The organism is Metapseudomonas boanensis, assembly GCF_018704125.1.
GTDB lineage: Bacteria > Pseudomonadota > Gammaproteobacteria > Pseudomonadales > Pseudomonadaceae > Metapseudomonas > Metapseudomonas boanensis.
This window is the reverse complement of sequence record NZ_JAGTIS010000016.1, coordinates 59,349-82,676: the sequence shown is the minus strand read 5'-3', so window position 1 is coordinate 82,676 and position 23,328 is coordinate 59,349. Positions and strand designations below refer to the sequence as shown.

Below are 23,328 nucleotides of genomic sequence, written 5' to 3'. Positions count from 1 at the left end.
ATGCGCCCCGTCCTAGGGGAGTAGTCTCCCGCGAGCGCCCTGCTCGCCCGGCATGCGTCAACACACTTGGTCAGCAGACCATGGCGCATGCGACCCAGCCCTTAATGGGTTTCCGTAGGAAAAAGTAGCCGAGCGAAGATCAGGCAAGGCGAAGGTAAGCGAGGAAGCGGAATTTACGACTGTAAAGGAGCATTCCGAGTCTGCCTTCAACGCAGCCTGAGCAAGCGCAGGCATCTTTTACACGGAAAGCGGTTTGACAAGACCTATGGCACGTTACACCTGACCCGGGGCGGGCAGGTTGTGCGTGTCATGGTGATTAGTCGACCCGCCCCTTAGGAAGCCTGATGCTGGAATCTCTCTTCGTACCTACCCTGATCGTTTCCCTGGCCGAAATCGGCGACAAGACGCAATTGCTCGCCCTGCTCCTGGCCGCGCGCTTCCGCAAGCCCTGGCCGATCATCTGGGGCATCGTTGCCGCCACCCTGGCCAACCATTTCGCCGCCGGCGCCGTAGGCAACTGGGTCGCCAGCTTCTTTTCCGCCGCCACCCTGAGCTGGGTGCTCGCTGCCTCCTTCGCTGCCGTGGCCTTGTGGACGCTGGTGCCCGACAAGATTGACGACGACGAAGCCTCGGGCTTCAAGAAGTACGGCCCCTTTCTGACGACGCTGATCGCCTTCTTCCTCGCCGAAATGGGCGACAAGACCCAGGTCGCCACGGTCATGCTCGCGGCCCAGTACCCGCATTTCATCCTCGTGGTACTCGGGACCACGCTCGGCATGCTGGTGGCCAACGTCCCGGTGGTGCTGGCAGGCAACTTCGCGGCCGACCGCCTGCCGCTGACGCTGATCCGCCGCCTGGCCGCCGCAGCCTTTGCCGCCCTGGCTGCCTATGCCGTGTACCAGGCCTTGAGCCTGAGCGGCGTGCTCTGACCATAACGTAGGTTGGTGCTGGGCCTTGCCGAAGCCCAACAGGCAGGACGACGGGCGGAACGCCCGCACGACGCGCTTGCACGTTGGGCTTCGTTCGACTCAACGCCAACCTACAGTGGCATTACGGCCAATGGCAGTGCGAATCGCGCTGGTAAAGTGCCGCCTGGAATCAGACGCAGGTACGCACCACATGTCACTGGACGATATGAAACGGCGGGTTCGCCAGCACATCGAGCTGTCGTGGAACAGGGGGCACCTGGCTCTCGCCGAACAGCTTCAAAGCAAGGATTTCCTTTACAAGAGTTCTTTCGTCGGTCGGCCACTGGGCAGCGCCGCCTATTGCGAGATGGTGCAGAATATCCGCGAAGCGATGCCCGACCTGGAAGTCGTGATCGAGGAATGCGTTGCCGAAGGCAACAAGGTGGTGACCTGGAGTACGCTGATCGGCAGCATTCAGAAGCCGGCACTCGGCTATCCGCCGAGCGACAAGATCCTCAGTATCTCGGCCATGGCCTTCTGGACCTTCAACAGCCTGGGCGAGGTGCAGGAGATCTGCACCATGTTCGACATGGAAAATTTCCGCGCCCAACTGGGCCTGTCGACTCAACCCTTTGCCGAAAAAGCCCTACCCTGACGCAGTCCGCTCAGAGATAACCGTTGGCGCGGAACCAGCGAATGGTCCGCTCCAGCGTTTCCTCCAGGGGCGTCTCGGCGACAAACCGCAGTTCGTTGCGCGCCTTGCTGCCATCGAGGAACTGCCCCCCAACCATGAACGCGACAGTCACGTCATCCAGGATTGGCGCCTCGCCGGACAGTCGATAGCGCAGACGGCCAAGCACCGCCATGCCACGGGCCAGGGCCAACGGCATGGGTTGCGGCGGCGCTACGCCCAGGAGCTGGGCGATGCGCTCGGTCAGCGCCTTCATTTCGATGTTCTGCCCAGTCAGCAGGTAGCGCTCCCCGACGCGGCCCTTTTCCAACGTGAGCAGCAGCCCGCGCCCTGCATCAGCCGCATCGATCAGGTTGCGCCGGCCCGCCACGTAGTGCGTCATCTGGCCACTGCCAATCGCCGTGATCAGGCGACCGGTGCTCGGCCCGAAGTCCATTTCGCCCAGGCTCATCGCGGGAATCCCGATGATGACCGGCAGGCCGCTACGAGCCTGTTCGCGAGCCTGTTCGTCCAACGCCCACCTGGTCAGCAGGAAGGGATTGCGCCAGCGTGGCATACCCTCATAAAACAGACCTTCGTGCCCAGGTAGGCCCTTCGGATGGCGCGGCAAGGCGATGGAACTGCCGACATAGAGAATGCGCGGCACATGGGCAGCCAGGCAGGCAGCATAGAAATGGTTGGCCTCGTCCAGCGCGCTGGCGACCTCTTCCTGCCAACGACGCGGCTTTTGCGGAAAGGGGTCATCGCACCGGACCACCGCATCAATATCCTTCAACGCCCGCCTCAACCCGACGTAATCAAGCCGCTCGACGGCGTGACATTCCGGCTCCAGGTAGTTCAGGCGTCCGACCCGTGACTCAGGCCGGTGAATCAGCACCAGCTCGTGACCGGCGGACTTCACTGCCCGCGCCGTGTGATGGCCAAGCAGGCTGGTGGCTCCGAGTACGGCAATTCTCACTGCGGCTCCTCGATCCGTTGCAGAACCGTCCCCCGATAGCAACAGGGGACGGCAAGCAGTCTAGGACGGGCATTGCGAGCCCGCCAGGCCATCAACGGGATCAGCGTCCCTTGGCCTGCTCGTAGAGCGGCATGACTTTGGGGATGGCCGCCTGCAGCGAGGCCATGCGCGTGCTGGACGACGGGTGGGTGCTCATGAACTCCGGCGGCGCACCCCCTCCAGCCTTGCTCATTTTCTGCCAGAGGCTGATGGACGCGTTCGGGTTATAGCCGGCACGAGCCGCCAGTTCCAGACCGATCAAGTCGGCTTCGTTTTCATTGCCGCGGCTGTTCGGCAACGTCATCAGATATTCGACCCCGGCATTGGCCATGCCCAAGCCGGCCTGACCCACGCCGAGAACCGAGCCGATCTGGCTGGCCATCTGCACGCCATAGGCTTTGGACATGGCTTCGCGACTGTGCTCGCGCAGGGCATGGGCAATCTCGTGGCCCATCACGGCGGCCAGTTCGTCGTCGGTGAGATTGAGTTTCTCGATCAGGCCGCTGTAAACAATAATCTTGCCGCCCGGGCCGCAGTTGGCATTGAGGTCGTCGTTGTCGATCAGGTTGACGTCCCAGGCCCACTGCGCGGCATCGGGACGGAAGACAGGTGCCTGTGCGATCAGCCGCTTGGCGATGGCGTCGACGCGACGGGCGTTGGCGCTGCTCTTATCCAGCACGCCTTTCTGCGAGGCTTCGCTCAAGGTCTGCTGGTAGGACTGCGCGTACATCTGATTGACCTCTGACGTCGACAGCATGCTGAACATGTACTGTTGGCGATCGACTCCCACTGCCCCACCGCTCGTGGTATTGACGGCCTGGCAGCCCGCCAGGAAAAGGGCCGCGGTCAGTCCGGACAGGTAAAACAGCTTGGCCATGGTGGCTCTCCACAGATACAACGGACGATATGCTACGGCTGCGCTTAAAGACGCGGCAACCGCGTCGCATATGGACACGCAAAACGCCGTTTTTATCTGCATGCCGGACTCAGGAATTTTCAGCTGCCTGCCGATACAGAGGGCCAGGCGTGATTTCTGTATCCGGAGCCCCTATGAAGTTCAGGTCCATTCAATTCTCCATCGCTGCCCTGGCCGGTGCCAGCGTGCTGGCGGTAGTCGCCGCCCTCGTGCTGTATGCCCTGTTTTCCGGTGCGCGCACCCAGGAACTGGTCCAGCAGCGCACCCAGACGTTGCTCGAACAGGGCATCAAGGAACGTCTCGTCGCATTGGCGCGGTCGCAGGTCAGCCAGATCCAGCGGGAATTGGAATACCCGCTCACGGTGGTCAAGGGACTGGCGAACACCAACATGCTGATGGGCCAGCCCGGGACCAATGGCCTACCTGAACTGGAAATCGGCCGGGACGAAATGTCCCGCCTGCTGCGCCAGACCGTCGTGCTGAACCCCAAGCTGCTGGATACCTTCGCGGCCTGGGAGCCCGACGCCTTCGCTGGCAGCGATGCCGAGTACGTCGGTCGCGAAGCCGACGGCTACAGTGCCAGTGGCCGCTTCATGCCCTGGTGGTACCGCAAGGCCGATGGCAGCCTCACGGTTGAGCCGATGGGGGCCACCCTGGAAAGCGAGAAGCAGCTGGCGACAGGAGTCCGCGAGGGCGAATATTACCTGTGCCCGAAAGAAGGCCTGCGTCCCTGCATCGTCGATCCGGCCCCCTACGAAATGGGCGGCAAGATGGTGATGATGTCGTCGTTCAACGCGCCGATCCTGGTCGACGGCAAGTTTCGCGGTGCCGTGGGCGCAGACCTGTCCCTCGAGTTCATTCAGGAACTGCTGAAGAACGCCGACCAGAACCTGTACGATGGCGCCGGGGAAATCGCCCTCATTTCCGCCAATGGTCGCCTGGTGGCCTACACCAAGGACGTGACCAAACTTGGCGAGCTGGCCTCCAGCGTCCTGCCGGCAGAAGAAGTCGCCAAACTGGCCACGCTTGCCGCTGGGCAACCCTCCTACACCTGGGACAGCGAGCACCAGCAGATCCAACTGCTGCTTCCCTTCACCATCGCCGACACTGGCGTGCGCTGGACCCTGCTGCTGCAACTACCGCAAGCGGCGGTATTTGGCGAACTCAACCAGCTGCAAAGCGAACTCAAGGCCCAGCGTGATGCCGATATCGTCGGCATGACCCTGGTCGGCCTGCTCATCGCCGGCCTGGGCCTGCTGGTGATCTGGTTCGTCGGCTACGGCATCGCCCGGCCGCTGCGCGAGATGGTCGGCATGCTCGACGACATCGCCAAGGGCGAAGGTGACCTCACCCAACGCCTGCGCAACGATCGGGCGGACGAGATGGGCGCCATCGCAGGCGGCTTCAACACCTTCCTCGGTAAGTTGCAGGCGATGATCAGCCAGGTCGTCAGCTCGGTGCAGAAAGTCAGCGACTCCTCCGAGCACACCGCCGACATCGCCATCCGCACCAACCAGGGCGTGCAGAAGCAGCTGGCGGAAATCGAGCTGGTGGCCACCGCCGTTCACGAGATGACCGCCACTGCGCAGGACGTGGCCCGCAATGCCACCCATGCAGCGGAAGCCGCCAGCCATGCCGACCAGGCCGCGAACCACGGCAAGCGCATCGTGCAGAGCACTGCAGACGCTATTTCCGTGCTTGCCACGGAAATCAGCCATGCGGTGAGCGTGGTCCAGGCACTGGCCAAGGACAGCGAGAACATCAACGCGATCCTGGTGGCTATTCGTGGCATTGCCGAGCAGACCAACCTGCTGGCGCTGAATGCGGCGATCGAAGCAGCACGCGCCGGCGAACAAGGCCGTGGCTTCGCTGTGGTAGCGGACGAAGTGCGCAACCTAGCGCAAAAGACCCAGCAGGCCACAGAAGAAATCCAGACCATGATCCAGCAACTGCAGAGCGGTACCCACGAGGTGGTCAAGGTGATGCAGGACAGCCAGCAGAAAACCGACGCCAGCGTGCAGCACGCCACCGAGGCTGCCCATGCTCTGGAGTCAATCACCCAGGCGGTCTCGGTGATCAATGACATGAACATCCAGATCGCCAGCGCGGCCGAAGAGCAGAGTGCGGTGGCCGAGGACATCAACCGCAACGTGATCAACATCGGCCAGGTGGCCAACGAAGTCGCTGGCGGCGCTGACGAAGCCTCCCACGCCAGTGCCGAACTGACCAAGCTGGCCGAGCAGCAACGCCGGTTGATCAATCAATTCAGGGTGTGAGGTAAAAGACCCGCGTGTCGGTGGGACGCCCTAATCTGGGTGGGGATTCATTCGCGATGCAGGTCTTGGACCTGCCGGGAAACCGAGAGGCTGCAAGGCAGCCCTTGGCGAATGAATTCGCATCCATGAGATCTGCCGTCATCCCGTTGTCCTCACGCCGGCGTCAGGCACTCCGGCCCATCCAGCTTCGGATCGTTTACCAGGTTCGCCAGGGCACGTTCGCGTAGCTGCATTTGCGGCTTGGCGAGCAGCGTCAGCAGCTCCGACTCGCTGCTTTCAGTGCTCAGCCAGATGCGCTGAGCCTCCTCATCGAGCAACAGGGGCCGGCGCAGGTCCGCAGCGGCCAGAGTCACCAGCGCCACGCTGAGGTACTCGACGCCTCCCGCCGGGTAGGCCTCCCAGAGCGCTCCGAAGTACATCATCCCGCCCTCGGCGCTGATCCAGTAGGGCCGCTTGCGCACCCCGCGCCACTCATAGAAGCCATTGGCCGGCAGCAGGCAGCGCCGGGCGCGGAACGCGTCACGGAACATCGGCTGCTCGGCCACTGTTTCGGCTCGGGCATGGGCGGGCGTCCTGGACAGGTCGGTCAGCCAGGCGGGTGTCAGCCCCCAGCGTGCCAGGTCGATGCGCCGCTCGCATTGTGTCTCGCGGATCATCAGCACACGCCCGCCGGGAGCGAGGTTCCAATGGGGTTGCTGGTCGTCCGGGAATCCGGGCAAGGCCGTCAGCGCGGGCGACCAGCGAAAGAGTGCGAAGCGTCCGGACATGGGAACCAACCAGGGAAGAGGCTCAACAGAGCAGAGTGCCGGGATAGCTGTCAGGCTCTTCGCCCGGCAAGGGTTGCGCGGCATTGTACGCGGCGATCAAGCCCCGCGCCCGTTCGGCCTGCTGGTCCTCGACCAGCAGGCCGAGCAATCCGGCTGGCGGCAACTCGCCAATGGCGCCGAGTAGATGTCCACCAGCCAAATGAGCCTCCACCCCTTCGCTGGCCAGCATACCCAGCAACAGCTCGGCCTCGATCAGGTCTTGCGGCTCATAGATACGCTGCATCAGTCATCCTCCCTCCGGACCTCGAGAGTCCAGTCGACGCCATCGGTCCGGAGGTCGAAGACAATCGGCTGGCAGCAGACCGGGCAATCCTCGATGTACTGCTGATCACCGGCGGAAAGATCGAGGACCGCTTCCACGGGTTCTCCGCAGTAAGGGCACTGATAGTCCTGTGTTTCCAGCATCGCCGCCTCCTGTGTGACTTGCAGGTATAATCGCCGGTCTATTTGAGGCCCTGCGTCCCTGGGCTCGCATCCACCCTCCAGCCGTATCCAGAACAAGAGACCATGATGGGCGAATTTGAAGCCATCCGACCCTACGATGATGCTGAAGTCCCGGCAGTACTGGCGCGCCTGTTCGCCGATGACGCCTTCCTCGGCACACTCACCCGCTACCGCTTCCCCAAGTTGGCGGGCCCACTGGGCTGGCTTCTCAAGCCTGTTATAGCTCATCGCCTGCGTCGTGAGTTCGACGGCATCAAGTCGGTCGCCGCGCTTCAGGATCGCATCGAGCACTATGTGGACAACACCATCATGCGCGCAACCGATGGCGTGACCTATTCCGGCGTCGAACGCCTGAAGCCCGGCACTGCGTATCTGTTCCTCGCCAACCACCGCGATATCGTGATGGACCCGGCCTTCGTCAACTATGCCGTGTACCACGCCAACCTGCCGACGCCACGCATCGCCATCGGCGATAACCTGCTACAGAAGCCATTCGTTTCCGACCTGATGCGTCTGAACAAGAGCTTCATCGTGCACCGTTCGATCAGTGGGCGACGCGAGAAGCTGGCCGCGTACCAGCTGCTCTCGGCCTACATCAACCATTCGATCCGCAACGACGGCCAATCCATCTGGATCGCCCAGGCTGAAGGCCGCGCCAAGGACGGGGACGACCGCACCGATTCGGCGATCCTCAAGATGTTCCACATGAGCCGCAAGGATGAGTCCTTCGCCGCGGTGATCCGCGATCTGCACCTGGTCCCGGTGTCGATCAGCTACGAGTATGACCCCTGCGATCAGGCCAAGGCCCGGGAGCTGCAGATCCGCGCCAGCACCGGCAGCTATGCCAAGTCCCCGGGCGAGGACGATGCCAGCATTGCCCTGGGTATCACCGGCTACAAGGGCCGGGTTCATATCAACTTCGGCAGTGTGGTCGGCAGCGCCAGCGAGGATGCCAAGCAGCTGGCAGCGGAGATCGACAAGCAGATTCTCAGCGGCTACCGGCTGTTCCCGGCGCATTATCTGGCCTATGCAATGTGGGACCAGAAAGACCCGGAGCTGAAGGTACCCGATGCCTCCGCAGTTTTCCCCGCCGACGAGTTGGCAGCGGCCAAGGCCGAATGGCAGAAGCGCCTGGGCGCCTGCTCGGCGGAACAGCGGCCTTTCCTGGTACTGCAGTACGCGACCCCGGTACGCAACCAGTACCGCATCAAGGCGGGCCTGCCGCTTTAACGCGGCCTGCAATGCAAAACGGCGACCCCAGGGTCGCCGTTTTCATGTCTGCGCAAGCGCTTCAGAGTTGGGTGCTTGCCCAGGAGACACCCAGGGCCACCGCCAGGCTGAAGTAGCCGAAGGCGTAGAAGAAGTGGTTCAAGCGTCGAGAGGGCTCATCCTGGAACGCAGCCTCTTCCTCAAGCTCCTCGACCTTGCTGTCGGCCGCAAGTTGCGCAACGCTGCGCTGTTCGCGCAAGCGAGTGGCGACCAGCACCCAAGCACCTGCACACGCAAAGAACATGGCCAGGCCATTCACGACCTGGGCCGGGTGAGCCATAAACATTGACCAAAGCGCCTGCAGCGACATCTTCAACTCCGCTTCAGGGGTGTACCAAAAGCACGCCACCTGTAAAACCAGAACGATCAGGAAGCCCAGAATTCTGGACGACCAAACAAGGTTCGAGAGTCTACCGAAGCCGCCGGCGACTGGGCGGTCATTCCGACGAATGCCGTGCATCAGGTCGCCATACGGCCCGGCTACCTGCGGGAGGGCTTTCATTCGCGAAAAGCTTCACGGGGCGTCTGGCACAAACCGGCCGCCTACAGAAATCCATGGTCACTTGGCTCCCCAGGGGGGCGGCCCCCCGCGAGTGCGAAATCATTCGCAAAGGGCTGCAAAGCGGTCCCCACCCTCTTAAGGGCACGCCCTTGGCCTGCATTGCGAATAAATTCGCCCCCCCAATAAATGCATCACCAAGGCATCAAACGAACCTGGAAAAATCCGGCTTTCGCCGCTGCATGAATGCCGACAAGGCCTCCACCGCCTCGGGTGAGCGCAAGCGCTGGCCGAACAGTTCGCCCTCTTCGGTGATCACCCGGCGTAGTTCTTCACGCCCTGGCGCGCGCATCAGGCGCTTGCTCACTTCCAGCGCCGAGGGGGCCAACTCGAGGAATCGACGTGCCGACTCCAGAGCCTTGGCCTGGGTTGCGGCGCCACTCTCCAGTGCCGCGTTGGCGATGCCCCAGGCTGCAGCCTGTTCGCCAGTGAAGGATTCTCCGAGCAGCAGCAGTTCCGAAGCCTTCGCATGGCCAAGCAAGCGCGGCAGGATCAGGCTGGAACCAAACTCCGGGCAAAGACCCAGGTTGACGAAAGGCATTTTCAGCTTGGCGTCGCGGCTGACATAGACCAGATCGCAGTGCAGCAACAACGTGGTACCGATGCCCACTGCCGGGCCGCTGACCGCCGCCACCACGGGCTTGCTGAAGTCGAACAGCGATCGCATGAACTGGAACACCGGGCTATCCATCCCCGATGGCGGCTCTTGCAGGAAGTCGGCAATGTCATTGCCGCTGGTGAAGCACTCTTCGCTACCGGTAATCAGCACGGCCCGGACACTGCGGTCCTCGTTGGCGCCGTCCAGCACCTCGGCCATACGGCTGTACATTGCGCGGGTCAGCGCGTTCATCTTGTCTGGACGGTTCATGCGCAGCGTCAGCAGACCCTGCTCGCGCTCGACGAGAATGTGCTCGCTCATTGGGATGGTCCTCGGTTCTTATAGGTCCTCGCGCTCAAGGGACGCGAGTCAGGAATACATCAGCCAGCAATTGGTTTCGTGGCAGACCGGCCAGGTAAAGCCGGCGCGCAAATTCATCGACGCTGGCGGGCTGGCCGCAGAGTAAGGCGACGGTCCTGCGGGAAACAAGGCGGAATTGCGCCAAAATCCCTGGCAGCTCCGCCGGAGTAATCAGTTCGACCTGCACCGAGGCATGCGCCGCCGCAAGCACTGCAAGCGGCTCAGCCAGGTAATGCCCGGAGGCATCATGGGCCAGGTGAATGACACGGATAGGCCCCGAATGATGCTGGCGCAGAGCTTCCCGCAAAAGACCCCAGAGCGGCGCCAAGCCAGTGCCGGAGGCCAGCAGCAGCAAAGGCCGGTCATCCCACGCAGGGTCATAGTGCAGCGCTCCGCCATGCAACTCGCCCAGACGCAGCACGTCTCCGGGCCGCAGGCGACGCGCGCGACCACTGAACAGGCCAGGGTCGCGGCACTCCAGGTGGAATTCCAGGAAGTCATCTTCGCCAGGCAGGCTCGCCAGGGAATACGGCCTGGCAATACCCTCGTCGTTCCACAACAGCACATGCTGGCCGGCGCTATAACGAAAAGGTCGCAGTGGAGATAGGCGCAGGCGCAACACGTCTGGAATGAGCCAATCCACAGACAGGACCTCGGCCGCGAGACCATCGCGCAGCGGATCGAATACCTCGACCACCAAGTCCTGCACCACCAGGCACTGACAGGCCAACCGCCAACCCTCCGTGCGTCGCCCAGCATCCAGAGCATCGGGCCGCGCGTCCGCTGGCTCGCCAGAAACGCAACGCACCATGCAGGCATGGCAACTGCCCGCCCGGCAGCTATAGGGCACGTTACAGCCCGCCGCGTTCAGAGCATCCAGCAGATTGGTGGCAGGCTCTACAGTCCAGCGCTTTCCGGCAACTTCGAGTTCAGGCACCCAGCCTCTCCCAAGCAGCATCGCAACGGTTACGTCCGTTGCGCTTCGCTCGATAGAGTGCCTGATCCGCCCGTTGCAGCGCATCATCGAGATCATCGCCCAACCCCACCAGGGTCATCCCGACTGACAGGCTCAAGCTCTGCACATCGACGCAAGCCAGCTCGGCGTTGGCGAACGCCCTGCGCAAGCGCTCACAGCAGGCGGTGATGCGATCGGCATCGCAGTTGGGCAATAGCAGGACGAACTCCTCGCCGCCATAGCGGGCCAGGACGTCACCTTCCCGCAGGCAGCCTCGCGCCACCGTAGCGAACGTCTGCAGCACGCGATCGCCGACAGCGTGCCCATGGCCGTCATTGATCCGTTTGAAGTGATCGAGGTCGATCAGCGCTATGCCGTGCTGATGGCTCGGCGAGAGGTTTTCGAGTTCGCGTGAGGCCAGTCTCAGGAAATGGCGTCGATTGAACAAACCCGTCAGCTCATCAGTGGCAACCAGGTCTTCCAGCTGGCGCATCATGCCGCGCAGGGTGTCCTGGTGCGCCTGCAACGCGAATCGGCGCCGGCGCATCCGCTGCCTCAGGGCCTGGACATAGCTGGCAAACAGGCTTAGCCAGACCATCACCACGAGTAATGCGCACACCTGCAGCAGCGCCAGGTTCGGCGCCACCAAGCGCATCTGATAGGCCTCCAGCAAGTTGAGTCCGGCGAAGGCGAAAAAAGCGAAGGCCGCACAGCGCGCGAATAGCCTGGGCTTCAACTGGAACACGCCGAATAGCATGATCAGCACGTACATCACCAGCAAAGTGCCCCGGGCAGTGTCGACGAGCGAGAGCAACCAGGTATGCCAACAGATCGCGACCAGCACCTGTGCCTCGGTCAGGCTGGGGTCGCTGAATCGTAGATTGCGACCGCTGGTGAACAACGCGAGAAACACCAGTTGCGAAAGGATCACCAGCCCGGTGCTGGCCAGGGCCGTGGACAGCGGGCCCCGAAAGAGTCCGCCGAAAATAGCGATCCAGCACAACGACAGGCTCATGAAATAGGTGGCGGCGGCCATACCGAAGCGTTTCAGCAGCAGGCTTTGCAGCGCTCGATAGCTTACCCGCTGGTTGGATGGGCTCATGGGCTCCTTCCAGTAATGGCACCATGCTATCAATGTAACCTTGTGATCACAAAAAACATAGTCCGTAGGAAGTGTCCGACAACCCACCAAGGTCAACAACCCGCGACTGTGCCCGAGACGGAGCACGCGCTATACTGCCGCGCCTTTTGAGCCTTGAAAGCGCGCCGGGTCGTGGTCCGGCGCTTCCCAGATGTTCCCGTTCGAAGAGGAGCGCACCCCATGACCGTGATCAAGCAAGACGATCTGATCCAGAGTGTCGCCGACGCCCTGCAGTTCATTTCCTACTACCATCCCGTCGATTTCATCCAGGCCATGCACGAGGCCTACCTGCGTGAAGAGTCGCCCGCCGCGCGCGATTCCATGGCGCAGATCCTGATCAACTCCCGCATGTGCGCCACTGGCCATCGCCCGATCTGCCAGGACACCGGTATTGTCACCGTGTTCGTCCGCGTCGGCATGGACGTGCGCTGGGACGGCGCCACCATGAGCGTCGACGACATGATCAACGAAGGCGTACGCCGCGCCTACAACCTGCCGGAAAACGTCCTGCGCGCCTCCATCCTGGCCGACCCGGCAGGGGCCCGCAAGAACACCAAGGACAACACCCCAGCGGTCATCCACTACTCCATCGTCCCCGGTGACAAAGTGGAAGTGGACGTGGCCGCCAAGGGCGGCGGCTCCGAGAACAAGTCGAAGATGGCCATGCTCAACCCTTCCGATTCCATCGTCGACTGGGTACTGAAGACCGTCCCGACCATGGGCGCTGGCTGGTGCCCGCCGGGCATGCTCGGCATCGGCATCGGTGGTACTGCCGAAAAAGCCGCGGTGATGGCGAAGGAAGTCCTGATGGACCCGATCGACATTCACGAGCTGAAGGCACGCGGCCCGCAGAACAAAATCGAGGAGATGCGCCTCGAGCTGTTCGAGAAGGTCAACCAGTTGGGCATCGGCGCCCAGGGCTTGGGCGGCCTGACCACCGTGCTCGACGTCAAGATCATGGACTACCCGACTCACGCCGCATCCTTGCCGGTGTGCATGATCCCCAACTGCGCCGCCACCCGTCACGCGCACTTCGTGCTCGACGGCTCCGGCCCGGCCAGCCTGGAAGCCCCGTCACTGGACGCCTACCCGGAAATCGTCTGGGAAGCGGGCCCGTCCGCTCGCCGCGTTGACCTGGACAGCATCACTCCGGAAGAAGTGCAGAGCTGGAAGCCGGGCGAAACCCTGCTGCTCAACGGCAAGATGCTCACCGGCCGCGACGCTGCGCACAAGCGCATGGTCGACATGCTGAACAAGGGCGAGCAACTGCCGGTGGACCTGAAGGGCCGCTTCATTTACTACGTTGGCCCGGTCGATCCGGTCGGCGACGAAGTGGTTGGCCCAGCCGGCCCCACCACTGCTACCCGCATGGACAAGTTCACCCGTCAGATCCTGGAGCAGACTGGCCTGCTGGGTATGATCGGCAAGTCCGAGCGTGGCCCCATCGCCATCGAAGCGATCAAGGACAACAAGGCCGTCTACCTGATGGCCGTCGGCGGCGCTGCCTACCTGGTGGCCCAGGCGATCAAGAAGTCCAAGGTGCTGGCCTTCGAAGAACTCGGTATGGAAGCCATCTACGAGTTCGACGTGAAGGACATGCCAGTCACCGTCGCGGTCGATACCAACGGCGAGTCGGTGCACATCACCGGCCCGGCCATCTGGCAGAAGAAGATTGCGGAAAACCTTGCGGTGGAAGTGAAGTAAGCTTCAACCGCTGAAGAAAACGCCCGGCCTTTTGGCTGGGCGTTTTTTTGTTGGCGACGGAAGACATCGACAATCCATCAGACTCGATGGTTAAGTCGCAAATCAATTGCTTAACCCGACGTAGTTAGCCTATGCCAAGCGCAAACAAGTACATCGACCAGCCCTCGACAGTGCATCAGCTCTCTCGTTCTCTGGAAAGTGCGAACGCACCGGCGCTATTACAGCGGGACGATATCCAAGGGCTGCGAGCCATCGCCGTAATGGCCGTAATCCTCTTCCACACCAACAAAAACTGGCTGCCCGGTGGATTCGTTGGTGTCGACGTGTTCCTGGTGATATCAGGCTTTCTGATTACATCCATCATCTCGCGCCAGCAACAATCGGGGCGATTCAAGTTCAGTGAGTTCTACCTGAGCAGACTCAAGCGGATCGTGCCGGCTTACGTCGCTTTGCTTGCAATCGTTTCAGGCGTGATGGCCGTTCTGCTTACTCCGGATGACTTCAGGTTCTTTGAAAAGAGCTTGAAAGCAGCCGCCTATTTCAACAGCAACCAATATTTCGCCGGTTTTGGAAACTACTTTGCACCCACCGCGCATGAGCTTCCGCTGATCCACACCTGGTCGCTGGCAGTGGAAATGCAGTTCTATCTGATCCTGCCCCTCCTGTTGGTCGTGGTACCTGCGCGCTTCCATCGACTGTTGTTACCCAGCCTGGCGATGGCCCTGACAGCCTATGTGACCTATCGCCTGAATGATCCCGGCAACCGGCAGGAAATGTACTTTTCCCTAGTGGCACGTATCCCGGAATTCCTGCTCGGCTCATGCCTCGCCATCTTCAAGCCGGGCGATAACTGGTCTCCCCGGCTCGCCAATATCCTGGCCTGCATCGGACTGGGCCTGGTGATGGGAAGCTTCTGCTGGATCAACGAGTCCCTGGCGTTTCCTGGTGTAACCGCCTTGGTGCCCTGCTTGGGCGTGATGCTCATGATTGCAGCAAGGCGCAGCGCCATCAGTTCGGTCTTATCCACAGGCACAATGGTCTGGATTGGCGCCCTGTCCTACTCACTTTACCTCTGGCACTGGCCGATTCTGTCGGCAATGCGTTACTACACCGGTCAATATGAACTCCAACTTGCCTACCTGTTGTCATTCGCACTGCTGACCCTTGGTCTTTCCTATTTGTCTTACCGCTTTATCGAGTGCCCTTTCCGATCCCAAGGAACAGGTCGGTCGACCATCAAACGTATTGCTGTAGTCGGCCTGATCACCGTCCCGATGCTGACCCTGTCTGAAACGCTGAATCGCTCGGTGATCGATCCCCTTCCCCTGGAACAGACTCGCTACGCGCCAAGTGGAACGATCTGCCACGGAACAATTATTGGCGACTGCATCAGGGGGGACCACGATAGCCAGAATACGCTCCTCGTCCTCGGCGATAGCCACGCAGCACAATTGAACGTTTTCTTCGACGTCGTCGGCAGAGCGAACCTTTTGGCGGCCCGAGTCATCACTGGCAGCAGCTGCGTTACCATCCCCGGTTTCGATATCGAACGCCTTCCGGAATGGGCTCAAGCCCCTTGCAGATCGCAGATCGATGCAGCCGCCCCGTTCCTCCAGAAGGCTGACAAAATCGTCATTGCCGCCATGTGGCAATACCAGGCGCAAAGCGACAAGTTCCTGCAAGCCTTTGATCAGTTCCTGGCGAGTACTGACGCGCGGAGTCAGCAAGTACTGGTCATGGCCCAACTGCCCATGTTCAACACCAATATGCAGCGCATGAACAGATTCGAACGCCTCGGTCTGCCAGTAGTAAGAACGCGCAACGAAGAATGGCAAACGGCAAACAGCCGAATCGCCCAGATCGTCGCGCAACACAAGTCAGCCCGCTTCCTGGACCTCTCCGAAAGTGAACTGTTCTCCGCCGCGCCTTTCGATGAGGGCGTACTCATCTACTTTGACAATCATCACCTGAACGAGATTGGTTCGACTCGCTACGGCGAAATGGCTGCACCCTCCTTCAAGGACTTCTGATCGAAGTTCCAGGTGGCCATCTCGGCAACCAGACGAAAACGCCCGGCATTGGCCGGGCGTTTTTATTTGACGAAACGGCATGACTTGAAGGGGAAAACGACGTCCCCCTACCGAAGCCTTGCCTGCCTGAACTGCTCCGGCCAGTCGCGACAGGTGAACACCTGGCCCTCAACACGTACCCTGCGAACTTCGGCCAGGTCCAGGTCACAGAGCAGCCATCGACTGGTTTCGGGACAAAGCTCGGGGCTTTCAGCAATCACGCCGTTACTGGGCATGCCGTAGTCCGGCGGCACGTAGAGGCCGGCGCGGCCGATGTTCTCGTCCAGCGCCGGCGACCAGGGTGCTAGACCGACGGTGGGCGCCTGCAGCACCGCGATCTGGTTCTCCAGTGCACGGGCCTGGGCGCCGATGCGGACGCGGTGGTAGCCAGCCTCAGTATCAGTGCAACTGGGCGCAAGGATCAGGTCGGCCCCGGCCTCGGCCAGGGTCCGCGCCAGCAGCGGGAATTCGTTGTCGTAGCAGATCAGGATGCCCAACCGCCCGAGGGGCGTATCGAAGACCCGCAGGCCTTCTCCAGCAGCGATGTCCCACTGCTCGCGCTCGAAGCGCGTCATGATCAGCTTGTCCTGGCTGCCCAAGAGGCCATCCGGGCCGAACAGCCAAGCGCGGTTGCGGTAAAGGCCATCAGCGTCACGCACGGGCAGGCTGCCAGGAAGCAGATACAGGTCAAACTGCCGGGCAATGTCGGCACACAATGCCAGCCAGCGGCCCAGCAGTGGCTGGATACCGGCAATGGACGCCAGCAGATCGCTGCGCTCTTCGCGAGGCAGCTGCCCGGTCAGCACCAGGCCCGCGTACTCCGGCAGCACCAGCAATTGCGCGCCCGCCTCAGCGGCTTCTCTACATAGTCCGTGTAGATGCGCCGCGTAAGATTCCCACGTCTCGTGCAACTCGATGGCGTACTGGCAAGCGGCGATCCTGATCATGGGGCAAGTTCCTTGAGCCAGAAGGACATGGGTTTGGCGGACTCCTGGGCTTCGTCCAAGTCGCGCCAGTGGTATTCGGTCCTGAGCTGCGGGTAATGGCGATAGCCTCGTCGCTGCCAAAACTCATTGAGCGGCTGGTAATCCAGCGGACGGCGCGGATGATCGAGCGGACGCTCGACCGCGCAGAAGGCGCAGTGTTCGAAACGCCCTAGCCGCCTCGCATAGGCTTCGCGCTCGGCGAAGAAGCGCACGCCCAGCCCGGTTCCACGGTATTCGGGCAGCAGCACCGACTCGCCGAAGTAGAAGATCCTCGAAGGGTCCCAGCCTTGCTCGCGGAACGGCCGCAGGAACTCATCCGTTTCGTCGGCCAGCGGCAAGCCGGTGGATGCCCCCACTACTCGCTCACCGTCCAGCGCCAGGACGAACAGGCTCTCCGGCGACTCGGCATAGGTCGCCAGATACTCGGCTTCGTATTCGAGCGTGCCGTCGTAGAGGTAGGGAAACTCGCGGAATACAGTCAGGCGCAAGCGAGCGAGGTTGTCGGTGTGCGGCGCGATGGCCGGGCCATGTAGAAGACGGATATGCATGGACGCGGTCGTTTTGCTGATGTGGATGACGCCCCTGGCTAAGCCGGGAATGCGGCAAGACCCTATCATGCCCGCCAGGTGACGACTGCCCCCTTTGCGACAGGAAACGAACCATGACCGCAACCGAATTGGTACAAGCCTATTACAACGCTTTCAACGCTGGCGACATGCCGGCCTTCCTCGCTTTGCTCAGCGAAGACGTGGTGCATGACATCAACCAGGGCGAGCGGCAGATGGGCAAGGCAGCGTTTTCCGCCTTCATGGACAAGATGAACCGCTGCTACAAGGAGCGCCTGTCCGACATCGTGGTCATGCAGAATGCCGACGGCAGCCGCGCCGCCGCCGAGTTCGTGGTGCATGGCCAGTACCTGGCCGATGACGAGGGTCTGCCGCCGGCCAAGGGGCAGACCTACGTGCTGCCGGCAGGCGCGTTCTTCCACATCCATTGCGGCAGAATCGCCCGCGTGACCAATTACTACAACCTGAACGAGTGGATCGAGCAGGTCTGTTGAGCTGCTAGCCCTGCATCCGCGCCTTCGGCACTTCATGCAGCGTGGCGCGGCGCTGAGCCAGGTAGCGGGTGCAGCTGACGCGCAGGAACGAGGCGAAGTTCACCACTTCGCCACGGTAGTCCATCACTTCGTCGTAGAGCTTGGTGATCAGCTGATTGGTGGTCATCCCATCGACCTCGGCGATCTCGCGCAGGATGTCCCAGAACTGGTTCTCCAGCCTCAGCGTGGTCACCACCCCGCGAATGCGCAGTGAGCGCGAGCGAGACTCGTAGAGGATCGGATCGGCCTTGACGTAGAGCTCGCACATGGCGCGCCTCCTGGGTTCGAAACGGGTGCCTGGGACTGGTGGGCCTCGCCCGGGCGTAGCCAAACCTGCACACGTGGCATCGCAGGCTCGACTGAGCCCGCGTCCACCCACTGGGTTTACAGCTCGATCCGCGTGCCGAGCAGTTTGAGGAACCCTGCCAACCAGGCGGGATGCGCCGGCCAAGCGGGGGCAGTAACCAGATTGCCCTGCACATGCGCGCCATCGACCGGAATATCCACATAGCTGCCGCCAGCCAGGCGAACCTCCGGCGCGCAGGCCGGATAGGCGCTGCATTCGCGCCCCTCCAGCACGCCCGCCGCCGCCAGCAACTGGGCACCGTGGCAGACGGCCGCGATGGGTTTGCCGGCCTTGTCGAAGGCCTTCACAAGCTCCAGCACCTTCGGGTTCAGGCGCAGGTATTCAGGGGCGCGGCCACCGGGTATCAGCAGCGCGTCGTAATCGTCGGCCTTGGCCTTGGCGAAGTCGAAATTCAGGGCAAAGTTGTGGCCTGGCTTCTCGCTGTAGGTCTGGTCACCCTCGAAATCGTGGATCGCGGTGCGCACGCTCTGCCCGGCCACCTTGTCCGGGCACACCGCATGCACAGTGTGGCCGACCATCAGCAGGGCCTGGAACGGCACCATGGTCTCGTAGTCTTCGGCATAGTCGCCGACCAGCATCAGAATCTTTTTCGCGGCCATCTCGCATCCTCCAGAAGTGGAAGCCCCGGGGCTTCAAAGGTTAGCCAATTATCCGCAGGCCGGATCGGCAGTGGGTAATAGGCCCTTACTACAAGGACATCCCAGATGCCGATCTTGTCCAACGCGCGGCTGACACGGCGCCTGAAGCGGCACTGCGGACGCACGGGCTAGCCGCTGGCAGCGAAACGCTCTCTGGGCTGCACCTCGCGAGTTGCCATGACCTCACTGCGCCCCAGCTCCTCGCCCACCAACTGCAGCGGCCCGTCACCCTCGTTCGGCGGCCCGCCCGTCGAAAGTGCGGGTCAGCGGCGCCGGTCCAGCAGGTTGACCACCAGTCGGTCCAGCCAGCCCCAAAGCCTTTGACGCAGCCGCTTGTGCCAGGGCCGGGCCTGCCAGTCATCAATGCTGATCTCGCGACTGTCGATGAAATCCTGGCGCATGCAGGCATCAGCGGCGGCCGTCAGGGTAGGATCCAGCGCCTCGAGATTGGCCTCCAGGTTGAAGCGCAGGTTCCAGTGATCGAAGTTGCACGAGCCGACGCTCACCCACTCATCGACCAGCACCATCTTCAGGTGCAGGAAGCGCGGTTGGTACTCGAATATCCGCACACCGGAACGCAGCAGACGGGGGTAATAACGCTGCCCGGCAAAGCGCACCGGCGGATGATCGGTACGCCGACCGGTCAGCAGCAACCGGACCTCGATACCACGCCGAGCCGCCTTGATCAGGGCGCGACGCACCTTCCAGCTGGGCAGGAAATAAGGCGTAGCCAGCCAAACGCGTTGCCGCGCGGTGCGTATGCTACGGACTAGCGATTGAACGATGTCCCGGTGTTGGCGGGCGTTCGCATAAGCCACGCGGCCCAACCCCTCGCCCATCGGTGGATATGGCGGCAGATGCGCCAGCCCTGGTGCCTCTTCCGGCTTCCAGGGATGCCGGCCCAGGCTGGCCAGCCATTGATAGTCGAAGATCAGTTGCCAGTGCGCCACCAACGGTCCTTCCACCGCCACCATCACCTCGTGCCAAAGGCTGGTCTGCTTGACCGGGTTCCAGAACTCATCGGTCGAGCCGGTGCCGCCGACATAGGCGACGCGGTCATCCACCACCAGTATTTTGCGGTGATCACGGTGGAAGTTGCGCACGCCGCGGCGCCAGCGCAACGGGTTGTAAACCTGCAACAAGACCCCGGCCGCCAGCAGGCGATTACGCAAGGCGGGCCCCAGGCGCAGGCTGCCGAAGCCATCGAACAGACAGCGCACCCGCACCCCGCGAACGGCCGCCGTGCACAGGGCATCCACCAGCGCCTTGCTACAATGGCCATCCTCCACCAGGTACAGCTCCAGGGCTACCTGATGCTCGGCCCGGGCGATGGCGGTGAGCATGACCGGAAAGAACTGCTGGCCGTCGATCAGCAGTTCGAAGCGGTTGCCGGACTTCCAGGGAAATATCTGCCCCATCAGCGCGCCGTGAAGATCAGCACCGCACCCACAGGAACCGACAGGCTGATACTCGGCACGCCGGCAATCTTGCGCAGCCCCTCCAGGGCATCGGCCAGGCCGAACCGCTCGACTTGCAGCACCAGCGGAGCCAGGGTCACGACCTGGAAGCGCCGATCATCAAGGCGCGTGGCCAGCAGCTCGGCGTTGAATGCCTGCGATTTGTCCTTGAGCTTCACCGTCAACGGCAAGCTCAGCTCCAACTGGGCCCCAGGGGCAAGGTCGGTGATCGGACGAAGATCGAGCTGGGCGCTGATCTCGGCGTTGGGAAACTTGGCGATATCGAAGAATTGCTCTCGCAGACGCTGATCACGCAAGGGCACGCCCGTGCTGACCGATTCCAGTTCGACACGCAGGTTGGCCTTGCCGTTGTCGGCGATCTTGCCGTGCAGGGTGAGAAAACGATGAACCTCGGAGAGGTTGCCAGCCTTGGTGGAAATGAAGGATATCCGTGATGACTCGTTGTCCAGGTACCAGCTCGCATGGGCCGGCAGGGCCAAGGCGCCCAGGAGCGCGAAGAATGTGGTGCGTATCGATCTGTGCATGCAGGCTTCCTTTGGCATGTCGCTGACGGCGGAGAGACTCCGGCCCGGCACCTTTGGTCACACATGCCGGAGCCAGGTTCCGCCAGACCCGGCAAGAATCCGGCCGGGCTGACAATCAATGGCAGCCAAACTACCAGAGGATGGCGCCCGATGCTTGCGGGGAGCCGTGATCGAGTAACTGACACAAGGAGCGCTGCGGCCCGGACTTAAGTCCCGGCCGCAGCTTTCAGGCATGACTCGTCCGTGGGTTGCGCCCGACAGGACGCAACCCTCCCGCCATGAGTCATTACAGACGCGGATAGTCGATGTAACCCACTGGGCCCGAGGCATAGAAGGTTTCCGGCTTTGGCTCGTTCAACGGCGCATCCAGGCGAAGGCGCTCAGGCAGATCCGGGTTGGCGATGAAGGGTATGCCGAAGGCTACCGCATCGGCCTTGCCGCTTTCCAGCCAGGCTTCAGCGCTGCCCTTGGTGAAGCGCTCATTGGCGATGAACACGCCGCCGAAAGCTTCCTTGAGCTGCGGCGACAGGCTGTCCTCGCCTTCCTTCTCGCGGGCGCAGATGAAGGCGATGCCCCGTTTGCCCAGCTCGCGGGCGACATAACCGAAGGTGGCGGCACGGTCGGAATCGCCCATGTCGTGGGAGTCCGCACGCGGGGCCAGATGCACGCCAACGCGCCCGGCGCCCCAGACCTGGATCGCCGCATCGGTCACTTCAAGCAGCAGGCGCGCACGGTTCTCGATGGAGCCGCCGTACTGATCGGTACGCTTGTTAGTGCTGTCCTGCAGGAACTGGTCGAGCAGGTAGCCATTGGCGGCGTGGATCTCGACACCATCGAAACCGGCCGCCAGGGCATTCTCGGCGCCGATGCGGTAGGCCTCGACGACATCGTCGATCTCCTCGGTATCCAGGGCGCGGGGCACGGGGTAGTCGCGCATCGGGCGCAGCAGGCTCACATGGCCCTTGGCAGCGATGGCACTGGGTGCAACCGGGGCTTCTCCGCCCAGATAGCTCGGGTCGGAGATACGGCCAACGTGCCAGAGTTGCAACACGATCTTGCCGCCGTTGGCATGCACGGCCTTGGTAATGTTGCTCCAGCCTTTCACCTGTTCGGCGGACCAGATGCCGGGGGTGTCCGGGTAGCCGACGCCGAGCGGGGTCACCGAAGTGGCCTCACTGATGATCAGGCCGGCCGAAGCGCGCTGGGTGTAGTACTCGGCCATCAGCGCGTTGGGCACGCGGCCTTCGTCGGCGCGGCAGCGGGTCAGCGGCGCCATGATGATGCGATTGGCGAGTTCCAGGTCGCCGATCTTGATCGGGTCGAAGAGCGTGGGCATGTCGTTTACCTCGGGTCAGTCGAGAGCCGCTTGCAGCTCGGGATTACGGTTGCTGAAGGTGAGAACGGTGGCCATCAGGGCGAAGATCGCCAGCACGGCAGCAGCCAGGGGAACAGTGGTGAGGCCGAGGCCCTGGTCGATAACCAGGCCACCGACCCAGGCGCCGAGGGCGTTACCGACGTTGAAAGCGCCGATGTTCAGGGTGGAGACCAGATTCGGCGCGGCGCTACCGAAGGCGACCACGTTGACTTGCAGGGCCGGCACGGCGGCAAAGGCGGCGGTGGCCCAGAGGAACAGGGTGATTTCCGTGGGGATCAGCGCGGCGCTGGTCCAGCTCAACACGGTGGATGCCACGGCCAGGGCAACGAACACGCCCATCAGGGTCGGCGCCAGCTTCCAGTCGGCCAAGCGGCCGCCGATCACATTGCCGAGGGTCAGGCCCAGGCCGATCAGCAGCAGGGACCAGGTGACGCCCTGGGGCGAAACGCCGGTGACCTTGCCCAGCAACGGCGCCACGTAGGTGAAGATGCAGAACACGGCAGCGGAAAACAGCACGGTGGTCGACAGCGCCAGCCACAAGCCTGTCCCGCGCAGGGCGGAAAACTCACTGCGGATATCCGCCGGCTCCTCATCGGCCTGCCGAGGCAGCACGCGCCAGAGGCCAATCAGGGCGGTCACACCGATCAGGGTCACGGCCCAGAAGGTCGAGCGCCAGCCGGCAGCCTGACCCAGGGCTGTGCCGAGCGGCACGCCGAGGACATTGGCCAGGGTCAGACCAGTGAACATAAGGGCCACGGCAGAGGCCTTGCGATTGGCCGGTACCAGGCTCGCAGCCACGACCGAACCGATGCCGAAGAAGGCACCATGGCAGAGTGCGGTGATGACCCGCGCCAGCATCAACAGGTCGTAGTCAGCGGCAATGGCGCAGAGCAGGTTACCTATGATGAAGACACCCATCAGCGCCAGCAGCGCCGCCTTGCGAGGCAGCCTTGCAGTAGCCATGGCCATGAAGGGCGCACCGATGGCTACGCCCAGGGCGTAGCCGGTAACCAGCCAGCCGGCGCCAGGAATGGACACACCCAGATCGGCGGCCACCTCGGGCAACAAGCCCATGATGACGAATTCCGTGGTGCCGATGGCAAACGCGGACAAAGCGAGGACGAGAAGCGAAGTCGGCATGAGCCTG

Annotated in this window: 24 protein-coding genes and 1 riboswitch; of the genes, 7 read left to right on the top strand and 17 right to left on the bottom strand. The window is 62.5% G+C overall.

All coding sequences use genetic code 11. The annotated features are described in order from the left end of the window. Positions 1 to 3: 3 nt before the first annotated feature. Positions 4 to 112: riboswitch (yybP-ykoY riboswitch) on the top strand. Positions 113 to 347: 235 nt separating this feature from the next. Beyond that, the gene (locus tag J7302_RS22275; protein ID WP_215379863.1) at positions 348 to 929 is read left to right on the top strand and encodes a TMEM165/GDT1 family protein; all 582 of its coding nucleotides are present in this window, start codon (positions 348 to 350) and stop codon (positions 927 to 929) included. A gap of 190 nt (positions 930 to 1,119) precedes the next feature. After that, the gene (locus J7302_RS22270; protein WP_215379826.1) at positions 1,120 to 1,563 is read left to right on the top strand and encodes an ester cyclase; all 444 of its coding nucleotides are present in this window, start codon (positions 1,120 to 1,122) and stop codon (positions 1,561 to 1,563) included. A 10-nt stretch (positions 1,564 to 1,573) separates the two neighbouring features. Here J7302_RS22270 and J7302_RS22265 read toward each other — a convergent pair whose 3' ends face one another. Beyond that, positions 1,574 to 2,557: an NAD-dependent epimerase/dehydratase family protein gene (locus tag J7302_RS22265; protein ID WP_215379821.1), complete on the bottom strand. Its 984-nt coding sequence runs from the start codon at positions 2,555 to 2,557 to the stop codon at positions 1,574 to 1,576. Between the two features lie 100 nt (positions 2,558 to 2,657). Then, on the bottom strand, positions 2,658 to 3,473 hold the full coding sequence (locus J7302_RS22260; RefSeq protein WP_215379818.1) for a M48 family metallopeptidase: 816 nt from the start codon (positions 3,471 to 3,473) through the stop codon (positions 2,658 to 2,660). A gap of 173 nt (positions 3,474 to 3,646) precedes the next feature. Between J7302_RS22260 and J7302_RS22255 the strand changes: the two genes are divergently transcribed. Further along, on the top strand, positions 3,647 to 5,788 hold the full coding sequence (locus J7302_RS22255) for a methyl-accepting chemotaxis protein (protein ID WP_215379815.1): 2,142 nt from the start codon (positions 3,647 to 3,649) through the stop codon (positions 5,786 to 5,788). A gap of 152 nt (positions 5,789 to 5,940) precedes the next feature. Here the strand turns inward: J7302_RS22255 and J7302_RS22250 are convergent, their stop codons facing one another. Genes J7302_RS22250 through J7302_RS22240 form a run of 3 tightly spaced genes read right to left on the bottom strand, consistent with a single transcriptional unit; the run spans position 5,941 to position 7,020 of the window. Beyond that, a complete protein-coding gene (locus tag J7302_RS22250; protein WP_215379813.1) occupies positions 5,941 to 6,555 on the bottom strand; it encodes an SOS response-associated peptidase in 615 nt (204 codons plus the stop codon). 22 nt (positions 6,556 to 6,577) lie between these two features. Continuing rightward, on the bottom strand, positions 6,578 to 6,838 hold the full coding sequence (locus J7302_RS22245) for a putative signal transducing protein (protein ID WP_215379811.1): 261 nt from the start codon (positions 6,836 to 6,838) through the stop codon (positions 6,578 to 6,580). Beyond that, complete coding sequence (locus tag J7302_RS22240; RefSeq protein ID WP_215379809.1) at positions 6,838 to 7,020, bottom strand: CPXCG motif-containing cysteine-rich protein; 183 nt, start codon at positions 7,018 to 7,020, stop codon at positions 6,838 to 6,840. The genes J7302_RS22245 and J7302_RS22240 overlap by 1 nt, the downstream gene beginning before the upstream one ends. Positions 7,021 to 7,125: 105 nt before the next feature. On the opposite strand from J7302_RS22240, the gene J7302_RS22235 reads away from it, so the two are divergent. Continuing rightward, a complete protein-coding gene (locus tag J7302_RS22235) occupies positions 7,126 to 8,289 on the top strand; it encodes a 1-acyl-sn-glycerol-3-phosphate acyltransferase (RefSeq protein WP_394359107.1) in 1,164 nt (387 codons plus the stop codon). Positions 8,290 to 8,350: 61 nt separating this feature from the next. On the opposite strand, the gene J7302_RS22230 is transcribed toward J7302_RS22235, so the two are convergent. The 4 genes from J7302_RS22230 to J7302_RS22215 form a co-directional block, all read right to left on the bottom strand. Then, a complete protein-coding gene (locus J7302_RS22230; protein ID WP_215379861.1) occupies positions 8,351 to 8,638 on the bottom strand; it encodes a hypothetical protein in 288 nt (95 codons plus the stop codon). A 394-nt stretch (positions 8,639 to 9,032) separates the two neighbouring features. After that, positions 9,033 to 9,806: an enoyl-CoA hydratase gene (locus J7302_RS22225; protein ID WP_215379804.1), complete on the bottom strand. Its 774-nt coding sequence runs from the start codon at positions 9,804 to 9,806 to the stop codon at positions 9,033 to 9,035. A gap of 34 nt (positions 9,807 to 9,840) precedes the next feature. Further along, positions 9,841 to 10,782: an iron-sulfur-binding ferredoxin reductase gene (locus tag J7302_RS22220; protein WP_215379801.1), complete on the bottom strand. Its 942-nt coding sequence runs from the start codon at positions 10,780 to 10,782 to the stop codon at positions 9,841 to 9,843. Next, the gene (locus tag J7302_RS22215) at positions 10,775 to 11,902 is read right to left on the bottom strand and encodes a GGDEF domain-containing protein (protein WP_215379797.1); all 1,128 of its coding nucleotides are present in this window, start codon (positions 11,900 to 11,902) and stop codon (positions 10,775 to 10,777) included. The genes J7302_RS22220 and J7302_RS22215 overlap by 8 nt, the downstream gene beginning before the upstream one ends. A 219-nt stretch (positions 11,903 to 12,121) precedes the next feature. Here J7302_RS22215 and J7302_RS22210 point away from each other — a divergent pair, with 219 nt between their 5' ends. Beyond that, positions 12,122 to 13,645, top strand: a complete 1,524-nt coding sequence (locus tag J7302_RS22210; protein ID WP_215379794.1) for a fumarate hydratase — start codon at positions 12,122 to 12,124, stop codon at positions 13,643 to 13,645. Between the two features lie 131 nt (positions 13,646 to 13,776). Further along, positions 13,777 to 15,675, top strand: a complete 1,899-nt coding sequence (locus J7302_RS22205) for an acyltransferase family protein (protein WP_215379791.1) — start codon at positions 13,777 to 13,779, stop codon at positions 15,673 to 15,675. Positions 15,676 to 15,782: 107 nt separating this feature from the next. Here J7302_RS22205 and J7302_RS22200 read toward each other — a convergent pair whose 3' ends face one another. After that, positions 15,783 to 16,661 (bottom strand): carbon-nitrogen hydrolase family protein, encoded by an 879-nt coding sequence (locus J7302_RS22200; RefSeq protein WP_215379789.1) that lies wholly within the window; start codon positions 16,659 to 16,661, stop codon positions 15,783 to 15,785. Continuing rightward, complete coding sequence (locus J7302_RS22195; protein WP_215379787.1) at positions 16,658 to 17,248, bottom strand: GNAT family N-acetyltransferase; 591 nt, start codon at positions 17,246 to 17,248, stop codon at positions 16,658 to 16,660. The genes J7302_RS22200 and J7302_RS22195 overlap by 4 nt, the downstream gene beginning before the upstream one ends. A gap of 113 nt (positions 17,249 to 17,361) precedes the next feature. Here J7302_RS22195 and J7302_RS22190 point away from each other — a divergent pair, with 113 nt between their 5' ends. Next, positions 17,362 to 17,760 (top strand): nuclear transport factor 2 family protein, encoded by a 399-nt coding sequence (locus J7302_RS22190; RefSeq protein ID WP_215379784.1) that lies wholly within the window; start codon positions 17,362 to 17,364, stop codon positions 17,758 to 17,760. 4 nt (positions 17,761 to 17,764) lie between these two features. On the opposite strand, the gene J7302_RS22185 is transcribed toward J7302_RS22190, so the two are convergent. From J7302_RS22185 to J7302_RS22160, 6 genes are all read right to left on the bottom strand, one after another. Beyond that, complete coding sequence (locus tag J7302_RS22185) at positions 17,765 to 18,067, bottom strand: ribbon-helix-helix domain-containing protein (protein ID WP_215379782.1); 303 nt, start codon at positions 18,065 to 18,067, stop codon at positions 17,765 to 17,767. A 116-nt stretch (positions 18,068 to 18,183) separates the two neighbouring features. Next, entirely contained in the window at positions 18,184 to 18,765 is a 582-nt protein-coding gene (locus J7302_RS22180; RefSeq protein WP_215379779.1) for a DJ-1/PfpI family protein, read from the bottom strand. Positions 18,766 to 19,067: 302 nt separating this feature from the next. Continuing rightward, on the bottom strand, positions 19,068 to 20,225 hold the full coding sequence (locus tag J7302_RS22175; protein ID WP_215379859.1) for a phospholipase D-like domain-containing protein: 1,158 nt from the start codon (positions 20,223 to 20,225) through the stop codon (positions 19,068 to 19,070). Beyond that, complete coding sequence (locus tag J7302_RS22170) at positions 20,222 to 20,806, bottom strand: YceI family protein (protein WP_215379776.1); 585 nt, start codon at positions 20,804 to 20,806, stop codon at positions 20,222 to 20,224. Before J7302_RS22170 ends, J7302_RS22175 begins: the two co-directional genes overlap by 4 nt. Before the next feature lie 286 nt (positions 20,807 to 21,092). Continuing rightward, on the bottom strand, positions 21,093 to 22,142 hold the full coding sequence (locus J7302_RS22165) for an alkene reductase (RefSeq protein WP_215379773.1): 1,050 nt from the start codon (positions 22,140 to 22,142) through the stop codon (positions 21,093 to 21,095). Between the two features lie 15 nt (positions 22,143 to 22,157). After that, positions 22,158 to 23,321 (bottom strand): MFS transporter, encoded by a 1,164-nt coding sequence (locus J7302_RS22160; RefSeq protein ID WP_215379771.1) that lies wholly within the window; start codon positions 23,319 to 23,321, stop codon positions 22,158 to 22,160. Positions 23,322 to 23,328: the final 7 nt, after the last annotated feature.